At 69.2% G+C, this 12295-nt stretch carries 10 protein-coding genes; 5 read left to right on the forward strand and 5 right to left on the reverse strand.

The window, feature by feature from the left end:
* Positions 1-115 precede the first annotated feature (115 nt).
* Entirely contained in the window at positions 116-1204 is a 1089-nt protein-coding gene (locus ACFOGJ_RS13025; protein WP_379901016.1) for a hypothetical protein, read from the forward strand.
* Positions 1205-1214: 10 nt separating this feature from the next.
* Here the strand turns inward: ACFOGJ_RS13025 and ACFOGJ_RS13030 are convergent, their stop codons facing one another.
* From ACFOGJ_RS13030 to ACFOGJ_RS13045, 4 genes are all read right to left on the reverse strand, one after another.
* The gene (locus tag ACFOGJ_RS13030; protein WP_379901018.1) at positions 1215-3170 is read right to left on the reverse strand and encodes a sensor histidine kinase; all 1956 of its coding nucleotides are present in this window, start codon (positions 3168-3170) and stop codon (positions 1215-1217) included.
* Between the two features lie 53 nt (positions 3171-3223).
* Positions 3224-4375: an ABC transporter substrate-binding protein gene (locus ACFOGJ_RS13035; protein ID WP_379901020.1), complete on the reverse strand. Its 1152-nt coding sequence runs from the start codon at positions 4373-4375 to the stop codon at positions 3224-3226.
* Positions 4372-5640 (reverse strand): ATP-binding response regulator, encoded by a 1269-nt coding sequence (locus ACFOGJ_RS13040; RefSeq protein ID WP_379901022.1) that lies wholly within the window; start codon positions 5638-5640, stop codon positions 4372-4374. Before ACFOGJ_RS13040 ends, ACFOGJ_RS13035 begins: the two co-directional genes overlap by 4 nt.
* A gap of 212 nt (positions 5641-5852) precedes the next feature.
* Positions 5853-6593, reverse strand: a complete 741-nt coding sequence (locus tag ACFOGJ_RS13045) for an SDR family oxidoreductase (RefSeq protein WP_379901024.1) — start codon at positions 6591-6593, stop codon at positions 5853-5855.
* 92 nt (positions 6594-6685) lie between these two features.
* On the opposite strand from ACFOGJ_RS13045, the gene ACFOGJ_RS13050 reads away from it, so the two are divergent.
* Positions 6686-7159, forward strand: a complete 474-nt coding sequence (locus ACFOGJ_RS13050; RefSeq protein ID WP_379901026.1) for a DUF3237 domain-containing protein — start codon at positions 6686-6688, stop codon at positions 7157-7159.
* Between the two features lie 22 nt (positions 7160-7181).
* On the opposite strand, the gene ACFOGJ_RS13055 is transcribed toward ACFOGJ_RS13050, so the two are convergent.
* Positions 7182-7883, reverse strand: coding sequence for a GntR family transcriptional regulator (locus ACFOGJ_RS13055; RefSeq protein WP_379901028.1), 702 nt, complete (start codon positions 7881-7883; stop codon positions 7182-7184).
* A 479-nt stretch (positions 7884-8362) separates the two neighbouring features.
* Here ACFOGJ_RS13055 and ACFOGJ_RS13060 point away from each other — a divergent pair, with 479 nt between their 5' ends.
* The 3 genes from ACFOGJ_RS13060 (at position 8363) to ACFOGJ_RS13070 (ending at position 12142) form a co-directional block, all read left to right on the forward strand.
* Positions 8363-9361 (forward strand): sugar ABC transporter substrate-binding protein, encoded by a 999-nt coding sequence (locus tag ACFOGJ_RS13060; RefSeq protein WP_379901030.1) that lies wholly within the window; start codon positions 8363-8365, stop codon positions 9359-9361.
* 188 nt (positions 9362-9549) lie between these two features.
* Complete coding sequence (locus tag ACFOGJ_RS13065) at positions 9550-11136, forward strand: sugar ABC transporter ATP-binding protein (protein WP_379901032.1); 1587 nt, start codon at positions 9550-9552, stop codon at positions 11134-11136.
* Positions 11123-12142, forward strand: coding sequence for an ABC transporter permease (locus ACFOGJ_RS13070; RefSeq protein WP_379901034.1), 1020 nt, complete (start codon positions 11123-11125; stop codon positions 12140-12142). Before ACFOGJ_RS13065 ends, ACFOGJ_RS13070 begins: the two co-directional genes overlap by 14 nt.
* Positions 12143-12295: the final 153 nt, after the last annotated feature.

A 12295-nucleotide genomic window follows, 5' to 3' on the forward strand; every position in this document is an offset into this window, starting at 1 on the left:
CATATCGACCGAAGAGATGCGGTCATCCTGCAGGCCGGGTCGCGGCGCTCCCATCCGCCTCGCCCTGACGGTCCTCGCGGTCCTCGCGCTCGCCTCCTGCGCCGTAGGGCGCGGCATGCAGACCGTTTCGGTGCTGTCCGACATATCGGCAGGCCGGCTGCCGGACGGGGTCGTCCGGACAGCGCATCCCTTCACCCGGGACGGTCGGGCGCACCAGGCGGACCTCTACCATCCGGACGGCTGGCAGCCGGCGGCCGCCCTCGTGCTGGTGCCCGGTGCCTCGCCCCGGGGGCGGGACGATCCGCGCCTGGTGGCGTTCGCCGGCACCCTCGCCAATGCGGGCTTCAGCGTCCTGGTGCCGGAGATTCCCGCCCTGCGGCGAATGACCCTCTCGGCCGGGGATGCGCGGATCATCGCCGACGCGCTGCGGCAGATGGCCGGTCGCCGGCCGGCCTTCCTCGGCGTGGTGGCGATATCCTATGCCGTCGGCCCGGCGATGCTGGCCGCCCACGAACCGCTGCCGGCAGGGCGCGGCGCCGCCGCGGAGGTCGACGTGCTGGTGGGCATCGGCGGCTATCACGACGCCGATGCCGTGGCGACCTGGTTCACCACCGGCTGGTACCGCCTGGCCGAGTCGGTGCCGCCCGACCCGGATGCGTCCGGCCGGCCGGGGGAATGGGTGCGGGGCCAACCTGGCAGCTACGGCAAGTGGGTGTTCCTCCGGGCCAATGCCCATCGGGTCGATGATCCCGCCGATGCCGCGCTGCTGGCGGAGATGGCGCGGCGGCGGCTGGCAACGCCCGATGCGGGCATCGCCGACCTGGTGCCACGGCTCGGTGCGGATGGCCGGGCCGTTCATGCCTTCCTGTCGAACACCGACCGGGCGCGCGCGCCGGCACTGCTGGCCGCCCTGCCGGCCGGCATCCGCGCCGAGATGCAGGCTCTGGACCTGTCGCGCCGGGACTTTACCGGCCCAGGCCCCCGCCTGATCCTGGTACATGGCCGCAACGACCCCGTCATACCGGCGGGAGAGAGCCGGGCGTTGGCGGCCGCGGTGCGGGACGCGGACGGCCGGTCGCGGGCGGACCTCCATTTCGTGGACGGGATCGGCCATGTCGATGCCGGCGGCATCGGGCTCGGCGATGCCCTGGTCCTGGTGGAGGCGGTCTATTCCCTGCTTGCGCTGCGCGATCGCGCCGGCTGACGGCTTCGCATCAGCCCGGACGGGCCGGCATGTCGGTCGCCGGCGGCCCGTCGCTACCGCCTTTCTCCGCCTCCGCCTCCGGCGCCGGCGCGACCCGCGGGATCCGCAGCTCGAACGCGGTTCCCGCACCCGGCCGGCTGTGCAGGCCGATCGTCCCGCCAAGCACGTTGGTGACCGCGTTGTGGGTGATGAACAGGCCCAGGCCGGTACCACCCTGGCCGAGCGCGGTGGTAAAGAAGGGGTCGAAGGCCTTGCGGGCGACCTCCTCCGTCATCCCGCACCCGTCGTCGCGGACCTCCAGCACGATCTGGTCGCGCTCGTCCAGGTCGGCGGTGACCGCCACGGAGCCGTGCGCCCGGTCCTTGAAGCCGTGTGCGACCGCATTCTCGATCAGGTTGGTCAGCGCCTGTCCCAGCTCACCCGGATAGCTGTCGAGCCAGAGGAATTCCGGGACATGGGCAGTCAGCGAGACTTGCAGGTGCTTCATCGCCGGGCTGATGGTGAGGAACACCTCGTCAACGGCCTCGCGCAGCTGGAACTTGCGCCGCCGCGACGCGGTGCGGTCCGCGGCCACCTGCTTGAAGCTGCCGACCAGGTCCGCCGCCCGCCTGAGGTTGTGCTCGGCGATCCCCGAACTGGTCCGGACGCTGGCGATGAAGGCGTCCAGTTCCGACCGGCGCAGCCCTTCCGCCAGGCTGGCCTCGAAACGGGCCAGCCGGTCCGACAGCGCGGAGACCGCGACCCGGCCGTTGCCCAGCGGTGTGTTCAGTTCGTGGGCGATGCCGGCCACCATACGGCCGAGCGCGGCCAGCCGCTCCGACTGGATCAGCTCGTCCTTGGCCTGCTCCACCGTGACCAAGGCCTGCGACAGTTCACGATTGCTCTGCTGCAGTTCCGCGGTGCGCCGCGCCACCCGGCTTTCCAGTTCCTCGTTCAGGCGGCGCAGCTCCTCCTCGCGGCGGGCGATTGCCGACCACATCGTGGCCAGGTCCAAGGACAGCTGGTTCAGCTCCGTGATGCCGCTGCCCGGCCAGTCCGCCGGCGCCGCGCCGCGGGCGATGCGCGAGGCGCTGCCGGCGACCTGGCGGATCGGCCGGGCCACCCGCTGGGCCCAGAGCGGCGCCAGCAGAAGGCCCACCAGCACGGAGCCGACCACCATGACCAGCAGGATGCCGACGATCTCCCGCAGCCTGGGGTTCTCCAGGCCGGCGGGGATGCGGCTGACGAACAGCCAGCCCAGCTGGGGCGAATAGGCGGCGGAGACGTTGTAGGTGTCGCCGCCGAAACGCATCGTTTCGGGCAGCCGGCGTCCCTCCAGGCCGGCGGCCACGATCTCCTGGCCATAGAGATTGACCGGTTCGCTGCCGCGCGGGTCGGTATCGGCCACCAGCTCGCCCTTGCTGTCCAGGATCCAGTAGCCCAGGCTGCCGCTCTCGCTGGCGACCCGGCTGATCCTCAGCAGGGTTTCCATCGCCATCTCGGCGATGATCACGCCGCCCGTCTTGCCGGCCGGGGCCGAGAGGCCGACGGTGACGTCGCCGGTGACGGCGGAGATGTGCTTGTCGCTCCACAGCGGCGTGGCGCTGCGCGCCGCAGACCTGAAGAACGGGTAGGTCGACAGGTCGATGCCGCGCAGCTCCGTGAGCCGGGCGTCGGAATAGCCTTCGATGCTGGCGGCAAGCAGCCGGCCGTCGGCATCGATGATGTAGAGAGCGGATAGGTTGGGCCGCCTAGCCCGGTCCAGCAGGGCCGGGAGTTCGTCCGGGTGCAGGTCCTGGTACAGGTCGCCGGCGAGGGTCACGCGGGCCTCTACGTTCTCCAGGAAGACCTCCACCCGCTCCGCCATCTCCGCTGCCGCCCGGCCGACCAGGGCGCGGTTCTCCGCAGCGACCCGCGGCAGCAGGAAACCCAGCAGCCCGCTGCCGACGACCAGCAGGGTCACCAGGATCACACCGACCAGAAGCATGCTGACCGACGTGCGAAGGCGGATTCCGGCCTTGCGGCGGGGCTGCGGCGGATTCATAACGCCTCGAATCGGCCGTCCCGGATCACCACGAAGAAGGCCCGCCGCTGCGCATCGCCGTAGCGGTCGAACTTGACGGGTTGCTGCAATCCGGTGACGGGCGGCAGGTCGAGAAGCACCGTCTTGAGGTCGCGGCCGTTGCCCGGGGTTCGCAGGGCCGCCAGCAACACGGTGACCGCATCGTAGGCGGCGATGCTGGAATAGCCGGGTTCCTGCTGGAAGCGCTCGCGATATTCCTGGCGGAACGCGGTGTAGTGCGTCGAGCGATCGTTGCGGTCGTAGGACTGGACCAGTTCCAGCCCCTCGATCGCCTTCCCGCCCAGTTGCAGGAGCCGTTCCGACGCCGCCCATTCGGCGGCCACCAGGAGGATCTCGCCGTCCAGCTTGCGGATCTGCTGAACCAGCTGCGCGGTGTCCACGCTGTTGGCGATCAGCAGGATCGCCTGCGGTGCGCTCGCCAGCAGTCGCTGTGCCGTGTCGGAATAGCCGCGCGCATCCTTGGCGTCGAAGATGTCGGTGGCCACCACCTTGCCGCCCAGTTCCGCGAAGGCGGTGGCGAACTCGTCCAGCCAGCTTTGCGAGAAGACGCGGTTGTTGCCGTCGATGGCGGCGGCGACCTGCCCGATCCCGGCTTCGGCGTAGTGGCGGGCATAGATCCGGGCATTATCGCGGGTGGTGAGGTTGATCCGGAACAGGTCGTCATCCCGCCCGGCGAATTCCAGCGCCGAAATGGTGGGCGAGATGGTGATCACGCCCAGCTCGTCGATCACCGGCAGCATGCCTTCGGCCACGGCGCTGATGTTCGGTCCGATGATGGCCGCCACGCCGGCGGCCTCCAGGTCGCGCACCGCGGCGGCTGCGACGGCGGGATCGTTGCGGTCGTCGCGGACGATCAGCTCGATCTCCCTGCCGTCGATGCCGCCGGCCGCGTTGGCCTGTTGCAGGGCGAGCTGCACCGCGTTCCGCGACGCCTCGCCAATATCGGCGGAACGGCCGCTCAGCCCGCCGATGAAGCCGATCCGGATCGGCTCCGCGTCGTCGCAGCCGGCGAGGGACAGACCCGACGCCAGGGACAGGGATGCGGCCAGCACGACCTGCCGGGCACGCCGCCAGGCGGTCCGGATCCTATGCCAACCGCGCTGCGTCATTGGCGCCTGCCGGACCCGTCCTTCTGGCCGGGCGGGCCTTCGGCCGGGAACAGCAGGCGCACGGTGGTGCCCTTGCCGCGCTCGCTTTCCACCACCATGCGGCCGCCATGGCGCTCGATCAGGGCCTTGGTGGCGAGCAGGCCGAGCCCGAGCCCGCCGCGGCCCGAGACATAGGGGTTGCTCTGCAGGTTGAACGGCTCCCCCAGCCGCTTCATCACCGCCGGGTCGATGCCGACACCGTCGTCGACGACCGAGAGGACCAGGCGCCCGTCCTGCAGCTGGCGGGCGGTGACCCGGACCCGACAGCTCGACGGGTTGTGGTTGAGCGCGTTCGACACCAGGTGCTTCAGCATTGTCAGCACCGCGTGGCGGTCCGCACGCAGCATCAGCCCGCTCGACGCCACCGTCCCGTTCTGCTCCGCATCCTCCCGCTCCCGCATCAGCGGGATCTCACGGCTTTCCTGTGCGAAGAACTCGCTGACCAGTTCGTGAAGGTCGAAGGTCTGGATGTGCATCGACTGCCGGTCGCCGTCCTCGGCAAGGTCGAGCACGCTCTCGACCAGGATCTGAAGCCGACGGCCCGAGGTCACGATGTCCCAGGCATATTCCTTGTATTTCGTGGTGGCGACCGGCCCGAGCATCTCGGTGGCGATCACCTCCGACAGCCCGATGATGCTGTTCAGCGGGGTGCGGAACTCGTGGCTCATATGGGTGATGAAGTCCGTCTTGGCGCGGCTGGCATCCTCGGCCGTCTTCAGCGCCCGGGTCAGGCGATCGGCCTGCTGCTCCAGGCGGACGATGTCGCGGAACGAGCGCAGCGCCGAATAGACCGTCGTGACCAGCCTGGCGGCGGTCATCTCGCTTTTCTGCTTGTAGTCGTTGATGTCGTAGTCGCGGACCACCTGCAGTTCCGGCGCGAAGCCGGGCTGACCGGTCCGCAGCACGATCCGCACCCGGTTGTTGGACAGCTCGTCCCGGATCCAGCGGACCAGGTCCAGGCCGACATGTTCGCTTTCCATCACGACGTCGAGCAGGATGACCGCGGCGTCGGCATGATCGGAAATGACCTCGCGCGCCTCTTCCGCGGAATAGGCGCTGAGGATGTGAAGCCCGCGGTTCTCGAACCGGAAATCGTCAAGCGCGAAGCGCGTCGCCTGGTGGACGGAATCGTCGTCGTCGACGATCAGCACCAGCCAGGGCGGCAGGCTGTGTCCGCCGCCGGCACTGTGGCGATCCTCGATGATCGGGACCCGATCGTCCGACATTGCCTCCCTGCGCCCCATCCGCCCGTCTGCCGTGCCGGAGCAGCACGGGGCTGATCCCCGGGTCGCTGCCGCCGCCGGTGGTGTCGAGCCTGCATCTTCGACACTTCCGGTATACGCGGACATTAGCCAGATGGATGGCGCATCTGTCCGCGGCGCCTTCTGGCAGGATAGCCTTGGGACGGCGCAGCGGGAATGGCCGCGCCGCGGCCGGGTCAGGCGCTGAGGTTGTGGCCGCCGTTGATGTAGATCACCTGGCCCTGGACCATCTCCGCCGCGGGGCTGGCCAGGTAGCGGATCATGGCGGTGTAGTCCTCGTCCCGGATGCCGCGTCCGCTCGGGTTCTTCGCGGCATTGTCGGCGAGCAGGCCGCCGGTCTGGTCGCCGAACACCTCTCGCAGCGCTGCGGTGTCCACCATCCCGGGGGCGACGCAGTTCGCCCGGATTCCCTTCGGCGCCAGTTCCGCCGCGAGGTAGCGGACCAGGCATTCCGCCAGCGCCTTGCCGACGCCCACGGCGGCATAGTTCGGCACGACGACCTTGCCGCCGCGGCTGGACAGGAAGAACACCGTGCCGCCGCGGCGCATCAGCGGCAGGGCGGCCTGCACCAGGTAGAGCATGGCGGTGCCGTTCAGGTTGATTGCCCGGGTGAAGGCGCCCGGGTCGACCTCCAGCACCGGCGCCGGCAGGACCTTGACCGCGCAATGCACCAGCTGATCCAGTCCCGCGCCGCGATCGGCCACGGCGGCCACGACGGCGGCGGCGCCTTCCGGCGTGCCGACATCGCCCTTCACCACCAGGCAGTCGGCGCCCAGCGCCTCGACCTCGCGGCGCGCCGCATCCGCCGCCGCATCGTCACCGTGATAGTTCAGCGCCACCAGCTTGCCCGGTTCCGCGAATGCCTTGGCGATCGCCAGGCCGATGCCCTTGGTGCCGCCCGTAACCAGGATCGTCATGCCGTCATCCTCCCCTTCGGTCCGGTATTGCCGGACAAGATTGTTGGACAATGGTAGCCTGCCGGCACAGAAACGGAAACGGGAGGACAGCCATGACGGAACAGCCGCGCGCCCTGGAGAGCCGGTTCCTGATGGACCTGGAGGCCTGGCTGGATGCGCCGCACCTGTCGGCGCAGACGCCGGCCGGGGGGCGCAAGATCGTGACCGTCCATGGCGGCACTTTCGCCGGGCCGAAGCTGCGGGGGCGGATCGTGCCGCATTCCGGTGCCGACTGGGCGCTGACCCGCCCCGACGGCGTGCTGCTTCTGGACGTGCGCCTGACCTTGGAGACCGACGACGGCGCGCTGATCTACATGACCTATCGCGGGATGCGGCACGGGCCGGACGACGTGATGAAGCGCATGTCGGCCGGCGAGCGGGTCGAGCCCGCCGACTACTACTTCCGGATCCAGCCCTGGTTCGAGACGGCGGCGCCCGGCTATGCCTGGCTCAACCGCATGGTCTGCGTCGGCCAGGGCGACCGGCTGGAGAAGGGGCCGAAATACACCATCCACGAGATCCTGTAGCGCAGGGCAGGGCGGTTGCCGCTCAGCTGCCCTCCTCCGGCGCGAAGGCGAAGTCCGGCAGGCTCTGGATGCGGCGGCCGGTATTGCGGATATGCCGCTTCATCGCGCGCTCCGCGCGCTTCGGGTCGCCGGCCAGGATGCCTTCGACGATCTCCGCATATTCGGCGAAGTGGCTCTGCATGTCGCTGCCGGAATGGTAGGCGTGGAACTGGGTGCGGAACTGGTGGATCTGCAGCAGCGGCATGATCCGCGCCAGTTCCCGGTTGCCGCCGACCGCCAGCATCGCGTTGTAGAAGTCCACCCGCTGCCGGATGCTGCGATACAGGTCCTCGCCCACTGCCTCGAACCGGACGAGGCCGTCGGCGACCGCCTGGAACCGGCTGCGGTTGTCGCCCTTGTCGACATTTTCCGCCGCCAGCCGTGCCGAGAGGCCGGTCAGGACCTCCAGGCAGACCAGCAGTTCGTCCACCTCCGTCCGGGTGAGGGCGCGGATATAGGCGCCGCGATGCGGGGTGATGCGGACGATGCTCTCCGCCGCCAGGCGCTTCAGGGCCTCCCGGATGGTGCCGCGGCTGACATTCAGTTCACGCGTGAGGTCGGCCTCCACCAGCCGCTGTCCCGGCACATAGCGCCGCTGCATGATGCCGCGAATGATCGCGTCGACCACCTGGTCGGGGCTGCTCTGCCGGCGCGGTGCCGTCAGGCCGGCCGCGCCGTCTTCCATGCCCGCCGTGCTCGGCACGCGTGTCCTGGGTACCGATCGGCGCATCTTCTGCGCGCCACCTGCCGTCTCGCTGCTCACGTCTGGTAATGCTCCGTCCTGCACGGCAGCCGCCGGTTGCCCGCTCTGCCGGTCATACGCCGCCCTGCCTGCCCCGTCTGCATTTTCTTTGGCATTCTTCGATGCCTTCAGGAGGCCCACCGCATGGCCGTCGCGGTCTGCCCGGTGCTTGCCTCGTGAACAAGATTGTATGACAATCTCGTTCTACAGAACGATACGCAAAGTATCGCAGGCGGAACCCGCCCGCTGCAAGCGCCAAGCATGGCGGGCGCATCCGGTACCGCCTCACGGGTCAGGCAGACCTGCGGCACAGGCCGCGAAAATGTCCGGCCGGCCATGATGCCGGCGGGCGGGTCCGAAAGGCCGGCCGGCGGCATTGCAGCTGCTGGCGGACACGGGCGCAAACGGGAGGAAAGTCGAACATGATCAGTCGTACTCTGCTTGGAAGATCCGTGGCGGCCACCGCCCTGGCTGCCGGTCTGGCCGTCGCCGCGCCGGCCGGCATGGCCCTGGCGAAGTCCTGCGCGGACCCGCTGAAGGTCGCCGTCTTCTCCGTCAACGGCGCCTCGCCCACCATCACCGAGATGATGGAAAGCGCCACGGCCGCGGCCAAGGCGAAGGGCTGGGAGGTCGAAACCTACGACGGCAACGGCGATCAGGTGGCGACCAACAACCAGGCGAATACCTATATCCAGCGCGGCTTCGACGCCCTGATCAATGTCGCGTCCGACAACAACCAGATGGGCGGCGTGATCGAGAATGCGCAGGAGGCGGGCATCCCCTTCGTCTCCACCTTCTCCGGCCTGGTGCCGGGCATCACCGCCGATATCGGCTCCAACAACGTTGCCGACGGCGTGATCGCCGCCTCGGAGATGGTGGCCCGCATCGACGGTCGCGGCAAGGTTGTGAAGTTCAACTGGAACGTGCTGCCAGCCCTGCAGGACCGCGACCGCGGCTTCCATGCGGTGGTCGAGGGCTATCCCGACCTGGAGGTCGAGGAGGTCGAGGTGAAGGTGCCCGGCCAGGTCGATGACGTCTATGCCAAGATGACCAACCTGCTGCAGTCGGGCGAGAAGATCGACGCCGTGTGGACCGGCTGGGACGAGATCGCGGTCGCCGCGGTCCGGGCGATCGAGCAGGCCAACAAGCAGGATGAGATCTTCGTCGTCAGCATGGACGGTGCCGCGCCGGCCTATGACCTGATCCGCGACGGCAACACCCTGGCGCTCACCGTTGCCTATGACGTGGGCGGCATGGGCACCACCGCGGTCGACACGGTCTGCCGTGCCGTCGACGGGGAGAAGTTCCCGGCGCGGGTGCTCTACAAGAAGCCCTGCCTGATCCTGGATCAGACGGTGCCGTCCACGGGCCACAAGCCCGACTTCAAGACCTGCCCGCTGTTCTCGGCAGAGATCCAGTAAGGCGGCAGGTTGCGGGACCGGCGGGCCGCCGTCACGGCCCGGGCCTTGCTGGCCCGGGCCGGTTGCGGTGGCCCGTCGCCGCCGGTTTCGGGCCGCGCCCGCCTGCGCGCGCGACGTCCGCGCATCACCGCCGGCAATTTCCGCGTCCGCATATCCCGCACGCATCTCTACGGCACCAGAGTGACGATTTGACCGAAACCTCCGACAGCGCGGCCGCTGCCGCGGCAGGATCCGACCCTGGCCCGGACGGCGGCGGTCCGCCGCCGCTTCTGGCGGTCCGCGGCCTGACCAAGCGGTTCCCCGGCACCCTTGCCCTGGATCATGTGGATCTGGAGGTTCGGGTGGGCGAGATCCATGCCCTGCTGGGCGAGAACGGTGCGGGCAAGTCGACCCTGATCAAGTGCGTGACAGGGGCGCATCGGCCCACGGAAGGCAGTATCCGGGTGGCCGGGGAAGAGGTGCAGATCGCCTCGCCGCAGGACGCGACCCGCCACGGCATCGCCGTGGTGCATCAGCATTTCAACCTGGTTCCCACCATGACGGTGCAGGAGAACCTGATCCTCGGCGGACACCTGCCGCGGCGGCTCGGCATCTTCGTGAACTGGCAGGAGGTCGAGGCGGAGGCCCGCCGGCATCTGGAACGGGTCGGGCTGTTGGATGTCGACCCGCGGGCCAATGTCGCGGAGCTGCGGCCCGACGAGATGGCGATGGTGTCGATCGCCAAGGCGGTCGCCAGCGACGCGAAGGTGATCATCCTCGACGAGCCCACGGCCGCCCTTGTGCCGCAGGAGGTGGATGTCCTGTTCGGCCATATGCGGCGCCTGGCGAAAGAGGGGCACGGCTTCCTCTATGTCAGCCACCGGCTGGCCGAGGTGTTCGACATCTCCGACCGGATCACGGTGCTGCGCGACGGGCGCTTTGCGGGCAGCTGGGCGCATGACGCCATCGACCGGCGTGCGGTGGTGCAGGCCATCGTCGGTCGCTCCGACGCGATGGCGGAAGAGGTCGCCCAGGCCGGCAAGCTATTCGGCGATCCGATCCTGGAGGTGTCGGGGCTTTCCGCCGACCGGATCGAAAGCGCCGACTTCACCGCCCGGTCGGGCGAGATCCTGGGGATCGCCGGACTGCCCGGCAGCGGCGCGGAGGAGGTCTTCGACGTCCTGTTCGGACGGGCCCGGGCCCATACGGGCGAGGTGCGCATCGACGGCGCGCCGGTCGACCTGGGCGATCCGCGGCGGGCGCTGCGCGGCGGCTTCGCCCTGGTGCCGAAGGACCGCCACAAGGAGGCCCTGTTCCCGGGCTTCAGCGTGCGGGAGAATATCAGCCTGCCGAGCCTGGCGCGGATGGTGACGGACCCGGTCTTCCGCTTCGTCCATCGCGGCCGCGAGCGCGAGATGGCAACCGCGACCGCCCGCGACCTGAACGTGAAGATGGCCGGGCTGGAGGCGAAGATCGACAGCCTGTCCGGCGGCAACCAGCAGAAGGCCGTGCTGGGGCGCTGGTTTGCCCATGGCGCGCGGGTCTACCTGCTGAACTCGCCCACCGCCGCCGTCGATGTCGGCGCGAAGGCGGAAATCTACGACCTGACCAGACGGATCGCCGACGACGGCACCGCGGTGCTCTTCACCTCTACCGAGGTGGAGGAATTCCCGCGCGTCTGCCACCGCGTGCTGGTGTTCCACGACGGCCGCATCGTCGGCGAACTGACCGGAGCGAACATGACTGAAACGGCCATCATGCATCTGGCGGCAGGGGGGCAGGATGGCCCGGAATGACGGGACCGCAGGCGCCGCTGCGGATGGCGCCGGCGGCGCGGCGAAGCCGGGTTTCGACTGGCTGAACTGGCTGGCGCGCTACGGCACCCTGGCCTCGCTGATCCTGCTGCTGGTGATCTTCACCATCGGCCGGCCCAGCGTGTTCCCCACCGTCGGCAACTTCCTCAACATCCTGAACCAGGTCTCGATCCTGGGCATCATCGCGCTGGGGCTGACGGTCTGCCTGGTGATGGGCCTGTTCGACCTTTCGATCGCCGCGATGGCGACCCTCGGCGGCTGGCTGGCGACGGTGCTCGTGTTCCGGAACGGCCCGCAGATCGACCCCTATCTTGCAGTTCTGCTTGTGCTCGCGGCAGCCACGGCGATCGGCGTGCTGAACGGCACCCTGGTCAGCTATCTGGGGATATCCGCCTTCATCGAGACATTGGCGATGGGGTCGGTGATCACGGGCGTGGTGCTGGGCCTGTCGAAGTCGCGCACGATTCTGTCGGGCATCCCGAAGGAGTTCCTGGCGATCGGCCAGGAATACACCCTTGGCATTCCCAATCCGGTGATCGCGATGCTGCTGGTGCTGCTGCTGCTCTGGGCGTTCCTGGAGCATACGCAGATCGGCCGCAACCTCTATGCCATCGGCGGCAACCAGGAGGCGGCGCGCCTGTCCGGCATCGCGGTGAAGCGCTACGCGCTGATCGCCATGGGCATCTCGGCGGCCTGCGCAGCACTGGGCGGCCTGGTGGCGGCAGCCAATCTGGGGGCCGGCCGTCCCCAGGGCGTGGGGGAGACCTATCTGCTGAACGCCTTCGCTGCTGTGTTCATCGGTGCCTCCACCCTGCGTCCGGGCCGCTTCCATATCCTGGGCACCTTCGTCGGCGTGCTGCTGATCGGCGTGATCAACAACGGGCTGTCGATCATGGGCGTGCCGACCTACTGGCAGTACATCGTGCAGGGCCTCCTGCTGATCCTCGCCCTGTTCAGTGCAAGCGTCCTGATCCTGCGGCGCCGCTGAACCGGCCGGGCACCGACCCGGTCGCCTCCGGAACCAGCCGGGACTCCGCCCGTTATTCGTTGGGCGTAGGCCGGGCGCCGGGTGTCGTGCGGGGTTGTGCCGCATGGCCCGGCCATGCTGCACTGCAATGCGCGCTTCCCCGGGCCGCACCGC

It is taken from the genome of Marinibaculum pumilum, assembly GCF_042646425.1.
Lineage (GTDB): Bacteria > Pseudomonadota > Alphaproteobacteria > Ferrovibrionales > Ferrovibrionaceae > Marinibaculum > Marinibaculum pumilum.